Origin of the sequence: Streptococcus pantholopis, assembly GCF_001642085.1 — a bacterium.
In the GTDB taxonomy this organism is placed as follows: Bacteria; Bacillota; Bacilli; order Lactobacillales; family Streptococcaceae; genus Streptococcus; species Streptococcus pantholopis.
The window spans coordinates 1,960,303-1,984,577 of record NZ_CP014699.1 but is presented as its reverse complement, the minus strand read 5'-3'; the positions used below and the strand labels follow the sequence as shown (position 1 = coordinate 1,984,577).

The following is a 24,275-nucleotide window of genomic DNA, read 5'->3' as shown; positions in this document are numbered from 1 at the left end:
CAGCTTCGTTTTTGATAATGGCCGAAAAGAAGAACTAAGAAAAGCACAAGGTAAAGTCCGCTGAAAGCACAAGCTGCTCAATCCTGAGGAAGGAACTGGCCGGGCCTGCATTTGCTAGCTTTGCCAGGGTGTCCGAGTAAGGTCGGCCCTTCTGTAAAAATAATTTTTTGAGAAAACGCTTTACAAACTTAAAATAAGTGCTATAATAGGATTGTTGAAAACGCAAACGTTTGCGTAAACTTTTATCTTCAGGAGGCTTCAAATGAAAAAAACAGTTAAACAGTTTTTCAGTTTTGAGTTCTGGCAAAAATTTGGAAAATGTTTGATGGTTGTTATTGCAGTCATGCCGGCAGCCGGTTTGATGGTCAGCATCGGGAACTCTATTCCTTTGATCAATCCGGATTCTGCTGTGCTGACAACTATAGGTACGGTTGTTGCTCAGGTTGGCTGGGCCGTTATTGGCAATCTCCATTTGCTTTTTGCTTTAGCTATTGGGGGGAGCTGGGCTAAGGAACGTGCCGGGGGTGCTTTTGCGGCCGGTCTGTCCTTCTTACTGATTAATCGCATTACCGGTGCCGTTTATGGAATTTCGAGTGAAATGCTGGCCGATTCTGATGCGGTTATTAAAAGCTTTTTAGGAACAAAAATGGTGGTTGCTGACTATTTTACCAGTGTTTTGGAGTATCCGGCTCTTAATATGGGGGTTTTTGTCGGAATTATTGCCGGATTTGTCGGGGCAACGGCTTATAATAAATACTACAATTACAGAAAGCTTCCGGAAGTTCTGTCCTTCTTCAACGGTAAGCGCTTTGTCCCTTTTGTTGTTATGGTGCGTTCGGCTGCTGTGGCATTCATCTTGGCACTTATTTGGCCAGTCATACAGTCTGGTATTAATGGTTTTGGAATGTGGATTGCCAGTTCACAGGACACAGCACCGATTTTAGCACCCTTCTTATACGGTACACTAGAACGTCTCCTGCTGCCTTTTGGTTTGCACCACATGCTGACCATCCCTATGAATTATACTTCTTTAGGAGGAACTTATGAAGTGCTGACAGGTTCCGGTGCCGGTTCGCAGGTCTTTGGTCAGGATCCGCTGTGGCTGGCTTGGGTAACGGACCTGATTAATCTTAAAGGCGCTGGGAATACTGCAGCTTATCAGGAACTGTTTACCAGCATTACTCCGGCCCGCTTCAAAGTAGGGCAAATGATCGGCGCAACCGGTATCTTGATGGGCGTAACCTTTGCCATGTACCGTAATGTCGATGCCGATAAGAAGAAAAAATACAGAGCGATGTTTATCTCAGCAGCAGTAGCTGTCTTTTTAACAGGTGTAACCGAACCTTTAGAGTATCTGTTTATGTTTGCTGCTATGCCGCTTTATATTGTTTATGCTTTGGCTCAGGGTGCGGCTTTTGCTATGGCTGATGTCGTTAATCTGCGTATCCATTCTTTTGGCAATATTGAGCTTTTGACACGTACTCCTATGGCTGTCAAAGCCGGTCTCGGCTGGGATTTGATTAACTTTGTCTGGGTATCGCTTCTTTTTGCTGTTATCATGTACTTTATTACCGATTTCATGATTAAAAAAATGAATCTGGCAACAGCTGGGCGTAACGGTAATTATGATTCTGACCTTTTGGAAGAGGGGGGAGCCGTTTCAGCTGGCAGCAACCCTTCTGCTAATTCACAAATTGTACAGATTATCAACCTGCTTGGGGGCCGCGATAATATTGAAGATGTTGATGCCTGTATGACGCGTTTGCGTGTCACGGTGAAAGATCCTGCGCAAGTTGGCAGTGAAGATTTATGGAAAAAAGCAGGAGCCATGGGCTTAATTACCAAGGGGACAGGTGTCCAGGCCGTGTACGGCCCTAAAGCTGATATCCTGAAGTCCGATATTCAGGACTTACTGGATTCGGGCGCTGAAATTCCACAGGTTGATATACAAGCAGCCAATCATAGTCAGCAAGCAGTGTCATTTAAAGATATTACCGCCAGTGTTCGTTCTGCTGCTGCGGGGACCCTTATACCAATCACAGCTGTTAATGATCCTGTCTTTTCACAAAAAATGATGGGGGATGGCTTTGCTCTAGAACCGGAAGACGGCAACGTTTATGCACCAGTTTCCGGCATTGTCACAAGTGTCTTTCCGACCAAACATGCACTTGGATTACTAACGGATGACGGACTGGAAGTTTTGATTCATGTTGGTTTAGACACTGTTGCTCTTAATGGTGTGCCGTTCTCCATAAAAGTTTCTGAAGGCCAGCGTGTTCAGGCCGGAGACTTGCTGCTGGTTGCGGATTTAGCAGCTATTGCATCTGCCGACAGAGAAAAAACCATCATTGTTGCTTTCACAAATACAGCAGATATTCGAGAAGTTCGTCTGCTGAAAACAGGGCAAGTTTCAGCTGACAGCCTTGTGGCAGAAGTCGAGCTTTAAATCGTTCCTTGTTTTAATTTTTAATATCTGCTGAAATAGTTCCTTCTTACATGCCAGCTTTGTTCGGGATTTTAGTTGGGAAGTAAGATTGAAAGTTGTTTGGAGCTTATTGATAGATGACAAGGGAGCGAGGCAATACGGTTACTGAACATTCTATTTGTAAAAACAATTTGTCTTTCCCATAGTTTGAGAGGAAATAAATGGCAAAATACTTAACGCTTAATACACATTCATGGTTAGAGGTGAATGCCTTAAAAAAGTTGTTTGATTTAGCAGAACACATCTACAGTGAAAATTATGACCTTATCAGCTTGCAGGAGGTTAATCAGAGTTTAGAGGCCCCTCTGATAGAAAGTGCTCCTGGGTACAGAGGATTGACAGGCAGTCCGGCTCTACGCAAAGACAACTTTGCTTTGCAGCTGGTCAGTTATCTGAGGAGTCAAGAACGGCATTATTACTGGTCATGGGATTATAACCATATTGGCTACGGCAAATATCAAGAAGGGGTAGCGATGCTGTCTAAGACACCCCTCAAAGTTCAGGACCTCCTGATTTCAAAAACTGCGGACGAGACAGATTATCATACCAGACGTGCTCTGATAGCTCAAACACAGATTGACGGCCAAGAGCTGACAGCAGTCAGTCTCCATATGTCCTGGTTTGGCAAAGGTTTTGCAAGGGAATGGAAAAAATTGGAGACAGCTTTGCTGGCTCATTCATCTCCCTTGATTGTAATGGGTGATTTTAATAACCCAACTGGTACAGAAGGTTATCAGCTGGTTTTAGACAGTCCCTTGCAGCTACAGGATAGCCATGTAGCTGCGCAGCATCCAGCAGGCACTCATACGATTGCAGCAGCTATTGACGGCTGGGAAGGTAATCGGCAGGCTTTGAAGGTGGACCATATTTTTGCCAGCAGAGATATTCATTTTAAGACTTCGCAGATTGTCCTTGATGGCGGAAAGTCTCCTATAGTGAGCGATCATTTTGGCCTGGCAGCAGAAAGCAAAAATTAGTGCTATTTAAAAGATACCAGCTTTTTAATGAAAAAGAGTTAGGATATACTGTCCTAACTCTTTTATAATTTTTAATGTTTATTTTAGAGCTTATCGGGGATATACTTTTATACATTTCTAAAAAGCCTGCGCAAAAAGCAGGGACTTTTACGAATCAGCTGTGAGCGCATCAAATTTGTCAGCCTCCTGACTGACCGCCTCCTTGACCTTTTTGGACCAAGCACCTGTCATAGCACTGTCCATCGTATCGATTAAACCGCTGATCGTTGACTTAGCTGCAGCCGCTGCCTCTGCTGCCAAACCTTCTTGACTGCTGACCAGAGCCTCCTGCTGCTGCTTAATCGTGGGAGCCAAAAATAACTGGATATGATTCTTCTCCATCTGTTTCATCAAGGCCGCTATACCATCTTGCTCACTCTCTTCTTTACTGGCAAAAACATTAGGCAGTGCTGTCTTCATCTAAGGCTCTCCTTATTAAAGAAATCTTCTCTTCCTGCTGGCTTTTGGCTTTCTGATAAGCCGCTCTTTCTTCTTCTGACTGTCTCTCCAGCTGTCGCATCTCCGACTTGTATTGGGCAAAGGTCTGCTGACTGTATGAAGTATAGGTCTGATTTAACTGCTGAATAAGGGTGCCATCCGCCTCAAAATGTCTCAGCAGCTGGCTCATCCTCTCATGAGAATGCAGCAGCTCTCCCTCTAAACGACGCTGTATCTGAAACAGCCTGTTCTGTGCCCTTTCTATTGCTTGCCGGCTGGACCGGTAGGCCTCCTCCAACGCCTCTAAAGACTCTTCCTGAGCCTTCAACTGCTCTGCGAAAGCTGTGTCTGCCATTGGCTGAACCTCCCTGCTAATTCACTGTCACTGGCCAACTTAGATGCGATTCCCTTATTGATCTCACTGTTAATCTGAGCAAAAGACTCTGCTAAAGTCCCCGCCTCTGTTTCGATGGCTTCAAACACTGTCTTCGTGGCTCCTACTATTGTCTCTTCTGTTACCCCGCCTAAACTCAAGGCTTCTTTAACCTCAGCCTCTGTCAGTGTGCTGCTGGCTGCCAATGCCTGCTGGACAGCGTCCTGCCAGAGCTGTTCCGCCTGACTGATGGCCTCCTGACAGGTCTTCTTGATGCTCTCTGCACAAGTCTGAGCCGCTGCGGCTATCTGACTCCCTATCAGCTGGGCCTGGCTGCTGTCCAGAAAAATCCTTTCACTGCTGGTATAACCACCGGAAGAAAAGCTATCTTTCAGCCCCCTGAGCGTGGCCATCTGCAGAGTGACGGAGGTCTTTATCTCGGCAAACTCAGACATAGCTGTTCCTGTACTGATGCGGCCGTCCGCATAAATTAAACGGCCGTCCTCTGTGAACTGCCAGACTGTCAGGCTATGATTGCTCAAAATATCCTGAACCCCCATATAGCCTTTCTTCCCAGCCGCATAGATGGCCGTCTTCGTTTTATTGCCGGTAATGCCGCCGATAATGTCACTGGAATTGCGGAAATTGCGAAACTCTTCCGGGTGGGTCTGCATATAGAGAAGCTCTTTATCACTGATGAGGTTGGCAATATCCGGACCGTTGTAGCCGACATTGCTCCAGCCGTTTTTGAGGGCCACATACATAGCAATCGCTTCCCCCAGAGAATGGCCGGTGGAGGTAATATGCGCTTCAGGATAAGCCTTAGCGATCTGATCGGCGAAATCTAAGGCGGTGACAAACTGAGAGTCAGAGAAGACAAGATTTTCAGCCGATAAGTCTGAACCATTCCCTAACTTATTGCTGCCCAAGCCCAGAGACTGGATATCGGTGCTAAGGTCCTTAGAATCAAGACGATTAGTCCCGGCATAGGCAATGACAATCTGAGAGGTATCCGGCTCTCCGTCTACTATCGGGACTACCGCCATAGCTTGCATACCGTTGTCAAGGTTGTCCTTGGCCTTGAGAACTTGGAATTTTTGATTATTTGATTGAAAAGTATATTCTTCTCTAACTGTGTAGCTATCTTTCCCATCTTCAACCGCATAAACTTTGTCAGCAATATCTTTATAATTTTCTTCTGTTACCATCAATTTCTCTCCCAATAAATAATTTCTACACCCGATTTTTCAGTTGAAGATGTTGAAGAATCTTTTTCTTTCATGTCAAATGTTTTGGGATCCCAACCTATGACATACTTATCACTTTTAAAATCATAAAATGTAACATGTATTATATTTACGTTATTAATTTTGACAACAGTTGTTTGTGAACCTGTGATATCGTTTTTTATAAACTCTCCAAATTCAACTTTCTCAATCCCTTCGTAATGTTGAACCAAATAACTAACCATTCTATCCTGTTCTGCTTTATATTTTATATTCTCTTTATCTATCAGCCAATTTCTCACACAAAGCCCTCCTCCTATTAAGCTAGTTACTATTAAAATCAACACAATGCGTTTTTTTATGATATCCACCTCCTTTATGTTACAGTATAAACCAATTAATCCTAATTACCTTATAGTATAACACAAACAAGCACCGGTTAAAAGTGAATCACTCTTATTGGAAGTGTCCCGGCATAAGCAATAACAATCTGAGAGGTATCCGGCTCTCCGTCTACTATCGGCGCTACCGCCATAGCTTACATACCGTTGTCAAGATTGTCCTTGGCCTTGAGAACTTTAAATTGGCCGAGAGATTTGTTATCAGGATTAAAATTGTATTTTTTCCCTTCTATGGGATGGTATCGAACATCGTCTCTAGCCTCTTCAACCCAATAAACTTGGTCTGCTAACCATCGGTTTTGTTCTTCTGTAACAGTCATGTTATTCCTCCAGATACGTAATTTTTATACTAGAAATATCTATTTCTTCCAAAGGGTGCTCTCTTTGAATTTTTTCAAAATCATCGATAGGGTTAAGTCCAATAGAATCAGAGCTATTATTTAAACGTTCCAAATCATTAAATGGAATTGTAGTTTCAAGTTTATCATTGTTATTTATTTTTATATTTAATAAATATGCCCCTGTCATCTGATCTTTGCCAAACTGAGTAAATTCAATACTTTGAATATAATAATCTTTCGCAAGTCGCTTAACCACATTATCCTGCTGCCTTTTTGTCAACGTTTCCTTTGTTAACATGCGGTATCCTCCTATAATCCCTCCTATGCAAACGATGATTCCCAACAACAGTAAGTATTTCTTTTTATTCTTCATCGCCACCTCCTTTATGCCATAGTATAAAGCAATTAATCCTAATTACCTTATAGTATAACACAAACAAGTACCGTTTAAAAATGAATTCCCCCTACTGAAGTGGGGGTCGGCATAGGCAATGACAATCTGAGAGGTATCCGGCTCTCCATCTACTATCGGTGCTACCGCCATAGCTTGCATACCGTTAGAGGTCGGATTGGCGGAATTTCCGATTGCTTCAATAACTTTAAAGTCTTGTCCATTTGAATCTATTGTATCACCAATTTGGACTTGATCCTTATACTTAGGATATTTTTTAGGATCTAAATCGTATACTTCTTTTGAGATATCATTGTAATTTTGATCAGTTACCATAGTTACTCTCCTAAATATTTAATAATTATACCATTCAAACTAAGTTCATCACCGGGACTTTCCCTTTTATCAAGAGAAAATTCACTTGGTGTATACCGCACAGTATAATTACCTTGCCCATAATCTCCAAACGTTACAAATATTTTACTACTATCATTCAATAAAACTTTTACTGTATGGGTACCTGCTAGCTGATTTTCAGTGGAAGAAATAAAATAAATTTTTTCGATGCCTTCGTATTTATTGACTAAATATAAAGCAATTCTATCCTGTTCTGCTTTATATTTTATATTCTCTTTATCTATCAACCAATTTCTCACACAAAACCCTCCTCCTATTAAGCTAGTTACTATTAAAATCATCACAATGCGTTTTTTTATGATATCCACCTCCTTTATGTTACAGTATAAAGATTAATCCTAATTACCTTATAGTATAGCATAAACGAGTACCGTTTAAAAGTGAATTCCCCTACTGAAGTGGGGCTCGGCATAGGCAATGACAATCTGGGAGATATCTGGCTCTCCGTCTACTATCGGGACTACCGCCATAGCTTGCATACCGTTATCAAGGTTGTCTTTGGCCTTGAGAACTTGAAATTGGCCGAGTTCAGGATTATTTCTATCATAATAGTATGTTTTTTTACTAATACTTTTATACTGACCATTATTTTTTTGGTTATCTACACTATAAACCTGATCAGCTAGCCATCTATATTGTTGCTCACTTACCATATTTCACTCCCTTTAATCCTTTAAATAGATAATTTCAATTTTACTAATGTCAACTGTTGTGTCAACAGTAAATTCATCGTTTTTTTTAATATCAGCATAATCTTCAGTCGGGTCTAATCCAACTACACCTCTAGAAACATTGAATTCTTCCAATTTTTCAAACTGTAACAAACAAGTATCTTTTTGGTTATTTACTTTAAAAACTAGATTATAAGTCCCAGTAAAACTATTCTTTTCTAAATTTATAAACTCAATTTTCTTAATTCTATAATTCCTTGCAATCCTTTTTACAATATTATCCTGCTGCCTCTTCGTCAACGTTTCCTTTGTTAACATACGGTATCCTCCTATAATCCCTCCTATACAAACGATGATTCCCAACAACAGTAAGTATTTCTTTTTACCCTTCATCGCCACCTCCTTTATGTTACAGTATAAAGCAATTAATCCTAATTACCTTATAGTATAGCATAAACAAGTGCTGTTTAAAAGTGAATTCTTCCTATTGAAATGGGGCCCGGCATAGGCAATGACAATCTGGGAGGTATCGGGCTCTCCGTCTACTATCGGAGCCACCGCCATAGCTTGCATACCGTTATCAAGATTGTCAACAGGGTCAGTCATGACTTGATATTGTTTATTCGCAACTAAGTCACCTTTCTTGATAGGATTGTCTACCCTTCCAGAATCGACATCATATACATCATCTGCAATTTCTTTGTAATTTTTTTCAGTTACCATATAAACTCCTTATCATAGTAAATCACCTTAATATCAGACAAATACTTATTACCACCTGTATTTCCCTGTAGTTTAAATTCATTAGGAGAGTAATTGGAAGTTCTAATTTCTTCTCCTATCTTATCCTCTTTAAATGAAATCTTATATCTATTATTAATTATAGCCGTAGTACGCCAAGATCCAGTCATATTATTTTTTTGAAAATCAGTAAATTCTATCTTTTCAATGGAATGGCCATCAGCCAATTCATAGTGTTCAACAAAATACTTAGCTACTCTATCCTGCTCAGCTCTATACTTTTCTTCTTTACTCTTTAATGAGTTAAACAATATAAGGCCTCCTATTACACAAACAGCTGCTATTCCTAAACAAACAAAATACTTTCTTTTACTCTTCATCGCCACCTCCTTTATGCCACAGTATAAACCAATTAATCCTAATTACCTTATAGTATAGCACAAACAAGCACCGGTTAAAAGTGAATTCCCGCCACAAATAAAAAGTGTAAGTCTTACTACAGACTTACACTTAAAGAATTTGTTGAACCGATTTATTTAGTATTGAAAAAATGATTAAAGTTCAAGTAACAGGAAATTAATTTTAGAATTTATACGGGTATGCTTCCCCTTTATTAACTCCTAGCCTATATTTTAATTTGATTAAAATTGACATAGTGCTACTCGAAAAATTTTTGACTTTTTAGTGTTTGTGAATAAGCAGGATTTCAACAAGATACTCTTGTTAATAAAATTTGGGAGATTTTATAAATGCAATAATTTTCTGAAAGAAGTCATAAGGGTGGTGGCTGAAGTTGGTTAGCTACCTCTTATAGCTCTTTTTGCTTTGTCGGTTTATCGATAGTTTGCATAGATGTCTTTTACTTGTCGGAAAATAGCTTCCGGATCGTCCTTGCTGATGGAAAGTGAGATAAAGATTAGCGGTGCTGCTGCATCAGCTTTAGATGAGACCAGAGCTTGATTGGCTTTTGCCAGACGTTTTTTCATCCAGTTCATTTTGGCCAAATAAGGTTCTTCGTCCTTTAAGACGAGTGAGAGAAACTGCTGGTTAGAGAAGTCTGTCAGCTGTACATCTGCAATATCTTCCCAAGGGATAAGACCAAGGGCACTTGGGCTGCTGTAATCGCTGATTCCCTCCTGATTGACCAGAAGAAGCGGTTTTGACGATAAAAGGAATTTCGACTGTTTAAAGACAGCAGCACCAAAAAAGAGAAAGCCTAGACCTCCTATGATTCTAATCAAAAGTGATGAGCCAAATAAAAAAATACGGACAAATGCCAAATTTTGAAAATGTTCTGTATAAACAAAAATGAAAAGCCCTGCTGCCATCAGGAGCAAAGAAGCTAAAAGATAGAGGACCGTTTTCCCTTTTTGCGGGTAGATAGTAATAGAATCAGTCATAGTGTTTACTGAAATCTCCTGCCTATAAATTCAACTGTTTCTGCCTGTCAGCAGCAAAAGGATTGTCAACATATGTCTATATTACTTTTTTTCAGTAACAGATCCTTTGCAGTTTTATTGTTCTTTTCTAACAGCATTTAAAAAATAAAAGACAGCTCTTTGAGGCGGATTTCGATTGTCCCTGCTAATTTGTAAAAGCAGCCTGAGCGTGCAGGATTTTTTCGGCAATACGTTCGATATCGCTGCTTGTTCCCCGCAGTTCAAATTCATCCAGCACTGGGAAGCCGAAGCGTTCGGCATACTGTTTGGCTGTGAGACAGAATTGATTGTTAAAATTCCGATTGCCGGAGCCAATGATGCCAAAGCAATATTTATAGTTATCATGGGAGGCCATAAAATCACCCAGAGGTGTTGTCAGGATTTCCTGATTGCCATTATCTAAACCATTGCCGCCTTCAAGGTAGGTTGGCAGCAGAGCAACGAAAGGTTCAGACAGAGCAAAAGTCTCATGGCGCAGTTCCTTGACATTAATCAGGCGGGGAGTGATATTATGATTGAGGCTGAGGTAATCCCTTAGACGCGAAACAAAGCTGTGGGTATTGCCGCTGAGGCTGATATAAAGGATGGTTAATTGAGACATGAAAACTCCTTATACTATATATTGTGATAATATATCAAGTTTAACACAATATATAGTGATAAACAAGTATGAAAGAGCTTGATAGCTGGGCCCCTTTCTTCAAAGTACAACTATAAGGAAACTTTTTTATTTTTAATCCAAAAAGTGTTAAAATAAAGGTAGTCTATACTATAAAAGAGGTCTCTATGGCTAAAGAAGTAAAATTAAGCGGAGAAGAGGTTATTGCTCTTGCCAGACAGTATATGAATGATGCAGATGTTGCCTTTGTTCAAAAAGCTTTGGACTATGCGACAGCTGCACATTTTTATCAGGCCAGAAAGTCTGGGGAGCCTTATATTGTGCACCCTATTCAGGTTGCCGGAATTTTGGCAGAACTGCACTTGGATGCGGTGACAGTTGCTTGCGGCTTTCTGCATGATGTGGTGGAAGACACAGATATTACACTGGAAAATATTGAGTTTGATTTTGGCAGGGATGTTCGGGATATTGTCGATGGTGTTACCAAGCTGGGTAAGGTGGAGTACAAATCGCAAGAAGAGCAGCTGGCTGAGAATCATCGTAAAATGCTGATGGCCATGTCAAAAGATATTCGTGTCATATTGGTTAAACTGGCTGACCGTCTGCACAATATGCGAACCTTGAGGCATCTGAGAAAGGATAAACAAGAGCGGATTTCGCGTGAGACAATGGAAATCTATGCTCCTTTGGCGCATCGTTTGGGTATCAGCCGCATTAAATGGGAACTGGAAGATTTAGCTTTTCGTTATTTAAATGAAGTGGAATTTTATAAAATTTCCCATATGATGAATGAGAAGCGGCGGGAACGTGAAGCGCTGGTAGATGACATAGTTGCTAAAATCAAGGCTTATACTGCGGAACAGGGACTTTACGGCGATATTTACGGCAGGCCAAAGCATATCTACTCTATTTACCGTAAAATGCGGGACAAGAAAAAGCGCTTTGATCAGATTTATGATCTGATAGCTATCCGCTGCATTATGAACACTCCCAGTGATGTCTATGCCATGGTGGGTTATATTCATGAACTGTGGCGGCCTATGCCCGGCCGCTTTAAGGACTATATTGCTGCTCCCAAAGCTAATGGCTATCAGTCCATTCATACGACAGTTTACGGTCCTAAAGGACCGATTGAAATTCAGATTCGGACGAAAGAAATGCATGAAGTGGCTGAATACGGTGTCGCTGCTCATTGGGCTTACAAAAAAGGCATCAAGGGCAAAGTCAGTCAGTCTGAGCAGGCTCTGGGTATGAACTGGATTAAAGAGCTGGTGGAACTGCAAGATGCTTCTAACGGCGATGCAAAGGAGTTTGTGGATTCCGTCAAGGAAGATATCTTTACCGAACGAATCTATGTCTTTACACCGACAGGGGCAGTCAAAGAACTTCCAAAAGATTCCGGACCTATCGATTTTGCCTATGCTATCCATACGCAGGTGGGTGAAAAAGCAACCGGCGCCAAGGTCAACGGACGGATGGTCCCTTTAACAGCCAAACTTAAGACCGGTGATGTTGTTGAAATTGTCACCAATCCTAATTCTTTTGGGCCAAGTCGAGACTGGATTAAGATTGTTAAGACCAATAAAGCCAGAAATAAGATTCGGCAGTTCTTTAAGAATCAAGACAAGGAAATGTCCGTCAATAAAGGCCGAGAAATGCTGGTTGATTATTTTCAGGAACAAGGCTATGTCGCTAATAAGTATTTGGATAAAAAGCATATTGAAGAAATTTTACCGCGAATCAGCGCCCGCAGTGAAGAGGCCTTATATGCTGCTGTTGGTTTTGGTGATATCAGTCCGGTCAGTATTTTTAATAAATTAACGGAAAAAGAACGCCGGGAAGAAGAACGGGCAAAAGCAAGAGCAGAGGCAGATGAACTGATTAACGGCGGCGAGGTTAAGACAGAGAAAAAAGATGTCCTGAAAATCAAAAGTGAAGACGGTGTGATTATTCAAGGAGCTTCAGGTCTGCTTATGCGGATTGCCAAATGTTGCAATCCTGTCCCAGGAGATAAGATTGAAGGCTACATCACAAAGGGCCGCGGGGTTGCTATCCACCGGGCGGACTGCCATAATATCAAAAGCCAGTCCGGCTATGAGCAGCGTTTGATCGATGTGGAATGGGAAGATGATAGCTACAGCAACAAGGATTATCTGGCCGAAATTGACATTTACGGTCTGAATCGGAGCGGCCTGCTCAACGATATTCTGCAGATTTTATCCAATACCAGTAAAAACATTTCCACTGTCAATGCTCAGCCGACTAAGGATCGAAAATTTGCTAATATTCACATCACTTTTGGCATCCCCAATCTTGCCACGCTGACGACGGTAGTTGATAAAATCAAGGTTGTTCCGGATGTCTATTCAGTTAAACGAACAAATGGGTAAATCAAATGAAACTAGTGATACAGCGTGTCCGCAGTGCCAGTATTTCGATTGACAGCAGTCAGACAGCCGCTGTCGGACAGGGCCTACTTCTTTTAGTGGGTATTGGACCTGATGATAACCAGACTGATCTAGATTATGCCGTTCGTAAGATTGTTCAGATGCGGATTTTTGCTGATGATAAGGACAAGATGAATCTTTCCGTTCAGGATATAAAAGGGGAGATCCTCTCTGTTTCTCAGTTCACCCTATTTGCCAACACTAAAAAGGGCAATCGGCCCGCTTTCACGGAAGCCGCTCCACCTCAGCTGGCTGAACAGCTCTATAAAACCTTTAATCAGATGCTGCAGCAACATGTCCCGGTTCAAACCGGCCGGTTTGGAGCGGATATGCAGATTACCCTGACTAATGACGGTCCTGTAACTATTATTTTAGATACTAAAAACCGCTGAAATTAAACGGCACCCCATAGTTGGCTTTTTCGCCCAGCTTAGGAGTGTTTTTTGTATAAACATGAACAATAGATATAAGAATCCTAAAAATAGTTTACAAAAAATAGCAGCAATGTAAAATAATGTCAATTTTTTTGCAAATCAACTGTGTTAAACTTTTATATACTAGTATGCTTATCAGAGGGAGATTTATGAACGAAAAGAAATCAATGGCTTTAGGAGAGCTCTATAAAGAACTGCGTATGGCCAGAGGCCTGCGTTTAAAGGACATTGCTCAGGATAATTTGTCAATGCCGCAGCTGTCCAGATTTGAAAACGGTCAGACCATGCTGGCAGCTGATAAACTGCTTCTGGCCATTTCGGCGATTCACATGAGTTTTGCAGAATTCGGCCATGCTGTCAATAACTATGAGACGACCGATTTTTTCAGAATGGGCAGCCGGATTATGAATTTGCACCAAACTCAGGATATCGAAGGTTTAAAGCAGCTTTTGCAGGATTATAAGGACTATGAAACCTATGATGTATACAACCGTCTGAACCTGCTGGTCATTAAGGACAGTATCCACTCGCTGGACAATTCCTACACTATTGAAAAAGAAGAGGAAGAATTTTTAACTCAGTATCTCTACAGTATTGAAGAATGGACAGAATATGAACTCTATATTTTTGGCAATACCATGACCTTTTTGTCAGACGAAGACTTAATTTTTCTAGCTAAAGCTTTTGTAGAGCGCGATAAATTTTATAAGTCCATTCCCAGCCACGATAATACTGCCAAGTTAACCCTTTTAAATCTAATTGCGGAGTTAATCGAAAGGAAGGCTTTTTACTATGTTTCTTATTTTACAAATATTTTGGAGGGTCTCGTCACTTATCAGGATATGTTTATTATCACAACCGTCAATTTTTTTAAACTGATGGTAACCTATATAAAAGGAGAACAAAAAAACAAACAAAAAATAAGAGACTACCTATCAGCTCTTGAAACACTGGGGGATACGCAATTAGCAGATTTTTTTGCTGCCAAGTTTCGACATTATACCAAACTCATACTCTGATTTTTATAGTTTATAAAAAAGCAAGCAGACTGTACTGTTTGCTTTTTTTAGGTCCAAAAATGAAGAAGAGTCTATTAACAGGATTGAATGAAGAACCATTTAAGAAAAACGAAACCTAACATAGTTTACCTCCTTATGTAATATGTTCTTTATTATATCATCAGAAATATCTGGAAAAGATTTTTTTCAGATATGAAATTTATTTTATTGATTTTTCCATATCTGGAAAAATCAATAAAATAAAAATAGAAATGGTACGATAAAGATATCAATATCAGTATTACTAATGAATGCACTTAATCTATTAGTTTTGAATAATTATTAATATTTAAAAAATATATTTTATAAAATTTTATTAAAAATTAGTAATTTTTAGTGTTAAAAGCAAAACGAATTTGGGGGTTATAAAAAAATGGAACTAAGAGATTTACTTTATAAAATTTCAAACTATGTAAAGGTACCTAGTGAAAAAATTGATTTGGATAAACCATTTATGGAAATGGGCTTTGATTCTCAAACATTGGTTCAGTTTGTTGGTAAATTAGAACAAGAGTTAAATGTTAAACTAGATATGGCAGCTTTGATCGATTATCCTACCGTTAACAAATTTTATAAATATTTGAATGAATGTATTGAAAATAGAGAAGCAGTTAATGTATTAAACACAAAAACTGTTAGAAAAGAAAAGATAGCAATAACGGGAATGGCTTGCAAATTTCCAGGAGCTAATAATATTGATGAATTTTTCAATAATTTAAAAAATCAGACATTAAGCGTTAAGCCATATCCAGAAGAAAGAAAAAAATTATGTCCAGAATTCTCGCCTAAAGAAAACAAAAAAATATATGATGGCGGGTATATTGATGACATAGAAGTATTCGATAATGTATATTTTAATATGTCTGAAACGGAAGCAGCTAATATTGATCCTCAGCAAAGAATACTCTTGCAAGAGATTGTACATGCACTTGAGGATGCTGATATTACTGAAAAAGATATTCAAAACACGGAAATAGGAGTCTTTGTAGGAGCTTCAAATACTGATTACTTACGAACAGTTATTTCAAATGAGAAAGACATTAATGCGATTGTGGGAAATTCTATGGCAATGTTATCAAACAGAATGTCTTTCTTTTTTGATTTTAAAGGGCCAAGTATGACAATAGATACAGCTTGCTCGTCATCTTTGGTTGCTGTAAATGAAGCAATAGAAAGTATTAATAGAGGAGAATGTGAAGTAGCAGTTGTAGCAGGCGTCAATATCATTCTTGATGCTGAACTCAATAGAGCTATGGGAGAAGCTGGGATGCTTTCACCGGATGGTTTATGCCAAACCTTTGATGAAAAGGCAAATGGTTATGTACGCGGAGAAGGCGTCGGGGTTTTAATCCTTAAACGTCTTACTGCTGCAGAGGATAGAGGTGATAGAATTTATGCGACAATAATTGGGAAGGCAATAAATCAAGATGGGCGTTCTGCTTCATTAACTGCTCCTAATAAAAATATGCAGGTTGAACTGCTTAAAAAATCTGCTGCCGATGCTGGGCTCTCAACATCTGAAATACGATATATTGAAACACATGGTACAGGTACTTTTTTGGGAGACTATATTGAAGTTTCTGCGATTGATGAGGCCATTAACCAAGATTTACGACGCAAGCATCCTCTTCTTCTTGGTGCAGTGAAAACAAATATCGGACACTTGGAAAGCGCTGCTGGAGTTGCATCGCTGATTAAAACAGCGTTATGTCTATTTTATGGTGAACTTGTTCCAACAAGAAGTATTGATAAAATAAATGACAAACTGGAACTAGAACAAAAAAATATGCACATTGTTCAAGAGACTGTAAAGATTAAAGATAAACAATTTATATGTGGAGTCAGTTCTTTTGGATTTGGTGGCACCAATTGTAATGTTATTCTTGAAAAATACAATAGTACAGCAAATAAACAAGAATATAGTAATAAAGAAAACTATGTGTTGCCTTTATCTGATGTAAGTCAAGATGCGCTTTATAGAAAAATTAAAGATTTTCATAATTTCGTTCAGAATTATAATGGCTCTTTAAATGATATTGAGTATGCGATGACTCAAAGAACAAACTTGAGAAAATATCGAACTGGATATGTCGTAAAAGATAAAGATGACTTACTTAAGAAACTTGCTAGGGCTCTTAAGATTCCTGAAAAAAATGAAGAAATTAAAAACAATAATAGAATATCTTTAGTCTTTTCTGGTCAAGGAACTCAATGGATTGGAATGGGGCGTCAGCTTAGCCAGTTTCCTGCATATCGAGAAATGTTTGAGAAATGTGTAGAAAAATTTAAAGAGATTGGTCAATGTGATTTAAATGAAATTATTGCTAGCAATAATGAAGACATCTTACAGGATTCTTACTTTGCCCAACCCGCTATTTTTGCTATTCAAGTTTCTATAGCTCATTTGTTAAAAGAAATGGGAGTTCACTATGACCTAGTTTGTGGACATAGCCTTGGTGAAGTAGCTGCGGCATTTACTAGTGGTGCTCTATCTCTCAATGCAGCAGTTAAAATTATTAATTCTCGGAGTACTATTCTCAGACGATTTACAGGAAAAGGTAAAATGTTGTCTGTATCATTAAGCGAAGAGAAAGCTTCTGAATATCTGAAAGGCTATGAAAATACCTCTATTGGTGTCATTAATTCGGTTGATTCTATGGTTATCTCTGGTATTAATGATGAAGTGGCCAGACTTAAGGAAGCATTCCAAGCTAATAATATTAGATGCCAATATTTACCTGTTAATTATGCCTTCCATTATGTAGGATTAGAACCATTTAAGGAAGAATTTATTGAAAGAACAGGTAAAATTAAAAGCAAACCAACAAATATCGAGTTTGTCTCAACAGTAACGGGGAATTCCCTTAATTCAAAAAAATTAGATGCAAACTATTGGGCAGACAATATGAGAAATACAGTGCGATTTGCTGATGCAGCTGCCTATATTGCAAATAAAAGTGACATTATTATTGAAATTGCACCTTCTTCGGCTTTGATGCTCTACCTTCTCAAATATAAAAAATCGTCCAAGGTTAGCCTTATCTCAACACAGCAGAAAAAAACATTACCAGATAAAGCCTTGTTAGATGCAACTATTGATTTGTTTAATTTAGGAATAGATATTAATTGGAATGCTTTAAACATTACAAAAGGCAATAGAGTTTACCTTCCAAAATATTCATTTGCCCAAAATAAAATATGGGCTAAAGTTGAGGAAGGTGTTATTACACCTGAACTTCCAACAGTCCAAAAGACTTTTACAAAAGACGAAATTGAAGGATTTATAACTGATTTAATCTCTTCAGTTACTTATGAATCGGTAAGTATAACATCTGAAAGTGAAATTGCTGATTTAGATATTGATTCACTCAAGCTTTTTCAACTAAATTCTAAAATTAACACACAATTTGATATTGCACTTAAAATAACTGATTTAAGCACATTAAAAACAGTTGGAGATCTGATATTAAAGATTGATAGCTATCTCCAAAAGAACAGAAAGATTCAAGATACTGATAAAGTATTAGATATAGATATTCAAAAGTTAGTTACAGATGGGCAAGCAGCTATTATACGTGATCAATTGTTAAATAAAACAAGCAATAAGTACAATATGGCTGCTGCTTGGAAAATGGGAGCAGAACTTGATGCAGAAAAGTGGAAATTGGCTTGTGAAGCTGTTATCCAAAAGCATGTAGTATTAAATCTAAGGTTTTCTGTGGATGGTCAGCAGATTGTTCAAACAGAATCCACATCTAATGTTGAAATACAGATAGCAGACTTTTCACACATTGATGATATTGATGGATATATTAATGAGGTGTTGAATCAGCCATTTGAATTAGAAAAAGAAACTGTACGTGTGGTTTTAGGAGCAAAAGCAAATGACTGGTATTTTGGTTTATCTATTCATCACAGTGTCATTGATGGCGTTTCGATTTTCTTCCTATTAAAAGAAATTATTGCTGCCTATAAGCAATTACAAAGTGGGATTCCTCTTACTTTGGAGAAAGATAAAACATACTTTAATTATCAAAAACACGAGCTATCTGTAAAAGAGTCTGACCAGTATGAAATTGCAACAAATAAGTTGAAAAAGGACTTAGCTGGGTGTGAGTTGGCAGAAGATTTTGGAGTTTTTTCGAATCCAGATCGTACAAAATCCAGTAGCTCAGAAAAGTATTTACAAATTGATAGTAGACTTTTTGAAAAGTTAAAGAGTTTCAGTAAAGCATATGGCTATACGCTTTTTGAAACTTTATATAGTATTTATCAGCTTCTTTATTATAAGCTCAACAATGATAACAACTTTATTACATGTACCTATAGCTCTGGACGAGAAAATGCAACATACTATGATACAATTGGTTATCTTGTCAAAAACATTCTTGTTTCTAGCCAAATTAATCCACAAGAAACGATTAGTGATTTTATTAAAGGAGTACATGAAAAATTATTTGAAGCATATGATTATCCTGCAGGTGTACCATTAAATTATTTAAAAAATGTTGGTTTAGAAACAGGGAAAAATCTCTCCCATGTTTTTGCATATGAAAAAACAATTGGAGAAGTTAATAGTGCGCCAGTATTCATGAATAGTGATGATAAAGAAAATATATTTACCATTGATGGTATGAACTTTGAAAAGATAAATATGGGATGCCTGGATTCACAATACAATCTTGTATTTATGCTTGAAGAGTGCTCAGATAAAGTAATTGTTAAGTGTCAATTTAAGGAAGCAGTATATGAAGACAAAGCAATAGAGGTTTTATTAGATAGCTATGAGACACTACTTGAAAGCATTTTAACTAAACCTAAACTTCCAATTAAAGACCATAGCATTTCTAAAAATATACCAGCAATTGAAACTAGTGTCGAAATGCAAGGGATCAAATATCATCAATATCTTGAGTATTTCGCTGAAAAGCTTCCAGAAAAACTAGCTGTAAGCTATGATGGAGAAAATATTTCCTATGCTGAGCTCAACCGTAGAAGTAATGTTTTAGCAAAAAAACTTATTCAGTATACTCAAGGAAAAAATATTGCTGTTGGTGTTGCAGTAGAAAAATCACAGGTATTTTTAACAAGTATATTTGCTATTATGAAAGCAGGAGCTTACTATGTTCCATTAGATAAGAATTATCCACGTGAGCGATTGCAGTATATAATGGATAATTCTGGTATGAAGTTTTTAGTTTCAGATGGAACTTTTGATGATATGGGGTTAGATTATTCTAAAGTTACCGCAGTATCTCCAGTTATCACAGATGAAGTTTCTTCTAATCTTACTGTTAATAACGGTCTAGCAAGTACTGCTTATATGATTTATACTTCTGGAACAACTGGTAGACCAAAAGGTGTTAAAGTCACACATGCAGGAATTGAAAATGTTGTAAAAGAGCAAGAACGTCTGTTCAATGTTAATTCAAAGGATAGAGTTACATTCTTTGCTTCTGTATGTTTTGATGCTTCTGTTTTTGATATCTTAATGGCCATTGGACATGGAGCTACTTTAGTATTTTCTTCCCGAGAAAAAATGGGAACGGGTGTGAGGTTACACGATTTTCTTAAAGATGAACAAATAACTGTTACAACCTTACCTTCATCAGTTTTAGCATCAATGGAAAATGAGAATCTTCCAGACTTAAGAGTTATTGTAACTGCTGGGGAGCCTTGTACAGATGATATCAAAAATAATTGGTGTATAGATCATGAATTTTATAATGCGTATGGGGTCACAGAAGCGACAATATGGAATACAACAAGTAAATGCGATGTAAATAAAAAGGTAATGATCGGAAAACCAGTAGCCAATACTGATTTACGTATTGTAAATCAAGATGGAAATCTTTGCCCTGAAGGAGTTACGGGTGAGTTGTTAATTGGTGGAATATCATTAGCGGAAGGATATGCTGGATTAAAGGAATTAAATGAAAAACGCTTTATCTATATAGAAGGAAATCGTTTTTATAGAACAGGGGATCTGGTTCGATTAGACTATTCAGGTGAAATTGATTATGTTGCACGAGCTGATAATCAAGTTAAAATCCATGGTTATAGAATTGAATTAGAGGAAATTGAAAAAGTAATTCAGAATCTTTCCAAGGTAAAAAAAGCAATTGTTCTTCTTATACAAAAAGGTAATGATAAACAACTTGTTTCTTACGTAGAGCCAAAACCGCAGGAGAATTTGTCAGAACAAAATCTTAGAAATGATTTAGAACCTATTTTGCCACATTATATGATTCCTGATAGGGTATTTCTGACAGAATATATGCCGCTAACGCAAAATGGGAAAATTGACCGCAAACGCTTAAAACAACAAGCTCTGGAAGAAAGTCAAAATCGGAACCTCATTTTACCAGCAACTCCAAAAGAAGTTGCAGTAGTAGCAGTCCTTCAAAAGTATGTGGAAAATGATGAGATTTCAATGACAGATACTCTATTAGAATTGGGAATTGACTCGATCAATATCTATAATTTAATGGTAGATATTGAAAAAGAATTTGGAGTGGCCTTAAAGATTGAGGACTTGCTCAAAAATATAAATGTGTCTGCATTATGCCAGATTATTTATGATGAAAACAATCAGTCAAACCTTATTCTACAGAAAAAACCACAAGATGTACCAATTAGATTATCTGAAAAACAAAAGGGAATTTGGATTGCTAGTCAATTGAAAAAGGAAACACGTGAATATAATATTCCGATTGCTTTAAAATTAACTGGTACATTGGATAAATCAGCTTTGAATAAAGCTTTGAATAAGATTGTGGAGCGACATAATATATTACATACTAGATACTATCTATCTGGTGATGATATCTTATGTGATTTAGATGATAACTTTTCTTTTGAGATTCCAGTTGAAAATATATCAGAGTTAACAACTGAACAAAAACATCTTAAAATTCAACGTGAAATCACAGCTATGAAGCTTGTTAATTTAAGGCCTGATGAATATCCATTATTCAAGGTTAAGCTTTTACAAGCTACTGCTGATGAGCATTATTTCTTATTTACAATTCATCATTTTATCGCAGATGGATGGTCATTCAAGATTATCTTTACTGAGCTTAAGCATTATTATAACTTTTATCGTACTGGAACGAATTTTGAAGAAGAACCTTTGGAATATCAATATGAGGATATCGGTTATACAGAGTACATTAAGCATGATGAAGAACTTGATAAAAAACGTGAAACCTATTGGCAAAACAAATTTGAAAATGAAAATTCTATTCTCAGTATGCCTGAAGATTATCCACGGCCTCTTGTTATGGATCACGTAGGTAGAAATGTTTATACAACTTTAAATTCTAGAAAGTATGCAGAAGTTGAAAAGTTTGCACAGCAACATGGAATAACCGTATTTAGCTTCATGACTGCAATTTTGGGAATTTTACTTAGAAGATATTCTGGACAAGAAAGCATTAATATTGGTTTCCCAATGCTTGGTCGTGATAATAAATACAGTCAAAAAATGATTGGAATGTTTATCGATACGACTGTTGCTAAGCTGAATGTAGATCCAAATCTCAGTTTTAAAGAATATCTTAATACAGTGGCGAATGAAATTATTTCTTCAATGGATATGGGAGAAATTGGTTTGAATCGTATTGTTGAAGCTGCCAATCCTCCTCGGAGTTCTGATAATACTCAACTATTTCAAGTACTCATCAATATGATTGATTTTAACATTGATGTAAATGGTTTAGATGGTTTGACATTAGATGTTATAGAAGATGATGTTCAAGAAGCTAAGTATGATTTTACATTCTATCTTACAGAAAATACAGATGGTCTTCAAATAAGATTGAATTACTATTCAAGCGTATATAGTCAAGAAACAGCACAACTCATTTTAAATCAGTATGTTTGGTTAATTGAAATGATTATTGAAGATGCTTCTAGAAGAGTTGGCGAGTATAGGCTTGCAAAGAAAATAGCTTTTTCTGAAGGTATGATGACTAAAAATTGTAATGATTCGAATTTGTTAGCTTATACAGTGCTAGAAAACATTACAAATAATAACGAAGGGCTTAACTTTGAATACAGAAATAAAGTCTACCATAGTAGAGATATCCAAGAACAAGTAACTCAAATTTTTGAAGAACTTAAAAATAGGAATGTTCCTAAAGGATGTGTCATTGCCATCAGTGGTTTAAGAGAACCACGAATGATCGCTGCCATTTTAGCCGTTTTGAAATGTGAATCCTTATTTACAATTATTGATTCACAGTGGCCAAAAGGAAAGATTGACGAAGCCTTGCAGGCAACAAATAGTTCGTACTTTATTGATTTAATGGATAGTGAAACTAAAGTTCTAGAAGTACAATCACAAAAAGTACAATACTCACTTAATGATAGCAGTTATATTGCTATGACTTCTGGTACTACAGGGAAGCCTAAAGCTATTTTAGGAAGTAATAGTGCAGTTAATCATTTTATTGATTGGGAAATTCATCACTTTGATTTAAATTCTAATGATAGGTTTGCTATACTTTCAGGAATTTCGCATGATCCGATTTTAAGAGATATATTTGTACCTTTAACATTGGGTGCGTCACTTGTTTTTCCAGATGAATCCGAGTTGGTTCAAAATGATTTATTCAGATATTTAAAAGAAAATAATATTAGTGTTGCTAACATTACTCCAAGCTTAGCTGAAGCGATTATTTTAGGAGCTAAACGCCATCCTAACAAAAAACTGTCACACCTTCGCTTCTTATTTTTTGGAGGCGAAAGGTTGAGGAAATCAACAGTTCAAGCTCTTAAAAAGATTGCACCAAATTGTCGAATTGTTAATTATTATGGAACAACAGAAACACCGCAAGGAATGTCATTTATTGAGTATAGTGGGGAAACTCTTAATAGTTTAGGAGAATATCTGCCAATAGGACCTGGTATTGACGATGTTAAGATTGTGTTAACAGATGAATCAGGCGAAGAGGTATCTATTGGAGAAATTGGGATAGTTCATGTATGTACAAAGTATTTGGCTAAAGGGTACTTGACAGAAAATTCAAATCAAATCACCCCATTTTCATCTCAGTCCAATATTTATAATACTGGAGATCTTGGCCGTTATAGACTAGATGGCAGTATTGATATTTTAGGGAGAAAAGACGGTCAGATAAAACGATACGGACAGCGAATTGAACTTGGTGAAATTGAAAGTGCAGTGACACGCTACGGTGATGTAGATTATGCTAAAGCGCTTTTCTACAAAGATAATATCTATGTTTTTGTAACTACAGTTAATGAATTTGATGAGCAAAAGTGTAAGGATAGTCTTCTTAATTATCTTCCTGTATATATGATACCAAGTAGGATTATAACGATACCTTCTATTCCGTTAACAAGAAATGGGAAAATTGATAGCAGACAGCTTGAAAAACTAATTGATAATACTAGTGCTTTGGTTGTTGATAAACAAGTTTTATCAGAAACAGAAAAAATGGTTAAAACAGCATGGGAAGAAGTTCTTGAACTTCATATGATTCCGTCTGACAAAGCATTTTTTGAAGTTGGTGGGACTTCTATGAAGCTTTTAACCTTACAACAAAACTTAGAAGAACAATTCCAAAGAGAAATCCCGATAACGGTCTTGTTTAATAATCCGACAATTAGAGCCTTATCTAAATATTTAGATAAAGATAAAAAACAAGCAGAAACCAACATACAATCTGCTTTTGAAGAAGCTCAACAGCGTAGGAAGAAGGCAACATTATTTATGAAACATAATGCAAAAAGGAACTAATAGAAAGGGAGA

At 37.5% G+C, this 24,275-nt stretch carries 19 protein-coding genes and 1 pseudogene; 6 read left to right on the top strand and 14 right to left on the bottom strand.

The window, feature by feature from the left end; translation table 11 throughout:
* The first annotated feature begins 262 nt into the window (after positions 1–262).
* Together A0O21_RS09145 and A0O21_RS09140 are read left to right on the top strand one after the other, a co-directional pair.
* Positions 263–2,446 (top strand): PTS transporter subunit IIBC, encoded by a 2,184-nt coding sequence (locus tag A0O21_RS09145; protein WP_067064492.1) that lies wholly within the window; start codon positions 263–265, stop codon positions 2,444–2,446.
* Positions 2,447–2,646: 200 nt separating this feature from the next.
* Complete coding sequence (locus A0O21_RS09140; protein WP_067064489.1) at positions 2,647–3,462, top strand: endonuclease/exonuclease/phosphatase family protein; 816 nt, start codon at positions 2,647–2,649, stop codon at positions 3,460–3,462.
* 147 nt (positions 3,463–3,609) lie between these two features.
* Here the strand turns inward: A0O21_RS09140 and A0O21_RS09135 are convergent, their stop codons facing one another.
* The 14 genes and pseudogenes from A0O21_RS09135 to nrdI form a co-directional block, all read right to left on the bottom strand.
* A complete protein-coding gene (locus A0O21_RS09135; protein WP_067064487.1) occupies positions 3,610–3,921 on the bottom strand; it encodes a hypothetical protein in 312 nt (103 codons plus the stop codon).
* Positions 3,902–4,294 carry a hypothetical protein gene (locus A0O21_RS09130; protein ID WP_067062130.1) on the bottom strand — a complete coding sequence of 131 codons (393 nt, stop codon included), beginning with the start codon at positions 4,292–4,294 and terminating at the stop codon, positions 3,902–3,904. Before A0O21_RS09130 ends, A0O21_RS09135 begins: the two co-directional genes overlap by 20 nt.
* Positions 4,264–5,520, bottom strand: coding sequence for an alpha/beta hydrolase family protein (locus tag A0O21_RS09125; protein WP_067064485.1), 1,257 nt, complete (start codon positions 5,518–5,520; stop codon positions 4,264–4,266). The genes A0O21_RS09130 and A0O21_RS09125 overlap by 31 nt, the downstream gene beginning before the upstream one ends.
* Positions 5,520–5,909 carry a hypothetical protein gene (locus tag A0O21_RS09120; RefSeq protein WP_067064482.1) on the bottom strand — a complete coding sequence of 130 codons (390 nt, stop codon included), beginning with the start codon at positions 5,907–5,909 and terminating at the stop codon, positions 5,520–5,522. Before A0O21_RS09120 ends, A0O21_RS09125 begins: the two co-directional genes overlap by 1 nt.
* Positions 5,910–6,004: 95 nt before the next feature.
* A pseudogene (locus A0O21_RS11040) lies at positions 6,005–6,259 on the bottom strand (hypothetical protein); the annotation flags it as partial.
* Position 6,260: 1 nt separating this feature from the next.
* Complete coding sequence (locus A0O21_RS09110) at positions 6,261–6,653, bottom strand: hypothetical protein (protein ID WP_082854444.1); 393 nt, start codon at positions 6,651–6,653, stop codon at positions 6,261–6,263.
* A gap of 42 nt (positions 6,654–6,695) precedes the next feature.
* Positions 6,696–7,007, bottom strand: coding sequence for a hypothetical protein (locus tag A0O21_RS09105; protein ID WP_067064478.1), 312 nt, complete (start codon positions 7,005–7,007; stop codon positions 6,696–6,698).
* A gap of 2 nt (positions 7,008–7,009) precedes the next feature.
* Positions 7,010–7,327, bottom strand: a complete 318-nt coding sequence (locus A0O21_RS09100) for a hypothetical protein (RefSeq protein WP_148660300.1) — start codon at positions 7,325–7,327, stop codon at positions 7,010–7,012.
* Positions 7,328–7,462: 135 nt separating this feature from the next.
* Positions 7,463–7,741: a hypothetical protein gene (locus A0O21_RS09095; protein ID WP_067064474.1), complete on the bottom strand. Its 279-nt coding sequence runs from the start codon at positions 7,739–7,741 to the stop codon at positions 7,463–7,465.
* Positions 7,742–7,753: 12 nt separating this feature from the next.
* Positions 7,754–8,152: a hypothetical protein gene (locus tag A0O21_RS09090; RefSeq protein WP_227806869.1), complete on the bottom strand. Its 399-nt coding sequence runs from the start codon at positions 8,150–8,152 to the stop codon at positions 7,754–7,756.
* Positions 8,153–8,194: 42 nt separating this feature from the next.
* Positions 8,195–8,482: a hypothetical protein gene (locus A0O21_RS09085; RefSeq protein WP_067064472.1), complete on the bottom strand. Its 288-nt coding sequence runs from the start codon at positions 8,480–8,482 to the stop codon at positions 8,195–8,197.
* The gene (locus tag A0O21_RS09080) at positions 8,476–8,880 is read right to left on the bottom strand and encodes a hypothetical protein (protein WP_067064470.1); all 405 of its coding nucleotides are present in this window, start codon (positions 8,878–8,880) and stop codon (positions 8,476–8,478) included. Before A0O21_RS09080 ends, A0O21_RS09085 begins: the two co-directional genes overlap by 7 nt.
* Positions 8,881–9,333: 453 nt before the next feature.
* A complete protein-coding gene (locus A0O21_RS09075) occupies positions 9,334–9,900 on the bottom strand; it encodes an STM3941 family protein (protein ID WP_067064468.1) in 567 nt (188 codons plus the stop codon).
* Between the two features lie 184 nt (positions 9,901–10,084).
* On the bottom strand, positions 10,085–10,540 hold the full coding sequence (nrdI, locus tag A0O21_RS09070) for a class Ib ribonucleoside-diphosphate reductase assembly flavoprotein NrdI (RefSeq protein ID WP_067064466.1): 456 nt from the start codon (positions 10,538–10,540) through the stop codon (positions 10,085–10,087).
* A gap of 185 nt (positions 10,541–10,725) precedes the next feature.
* On the opposite strand from nrdI, the gene A0O21_RS09065 reads away from it, so the two are divergent.
* The 4 genes from A0O21_RS09065 (at position 10,726) to A0O21_RS09050 (ending at position 24,263) form a co-directional block, all read left to right on the top strand.
* Positions 10,726–12,948, top strand: a complete 2,223-nt coding sequence (locus tag A0O21_RS09065) for a RelA/SpoT family protein (RefSeq protein ID WP_067064464.1) — start codon at positions 10,726–10,728, stop codon at positions 12,946–12,948.
* 5 nt (positions 12,949–12,953) lie between these two features.
* Complete coding sequence (gene dtd, locus A0O21_RS09060) at positions 12,954–13,397, top strand: D-aminoacyl-tRNA deacylase (RefSeq protein WP_067064463.1); 444 nt, start codon at positions 12,954–12,956, stop codon at positions 13,395–13,397.
* 191 nt (positions 13,398–13,588) lie between these two features.
* A complete protein-coding gene (locus A0O21_RS09055) occupies positions 13,589–14,458 on the top strand; it encodes an Rgg/GadR/MutR family transcriptional regulator (RefSeq protein WP_067064460.1) in 870 nt (289 codons plus the stop codon).
* 412 nt (positions 14,459–14,870) lie between these two features.
* Complete coding sequence (locus A0O21_RS09050) at positions 14,871–24,263, top strand: hybrid non-ribosomal peptide synthetase/type I polyketide synthase (protein ID WP_067064458.1); 9,393 nt, start codon at positions 14,871–14,873, stop codon at positions 24,261–24,263.
* Positions 24,264–24,275: the final 12 nt, after the last annotated feature.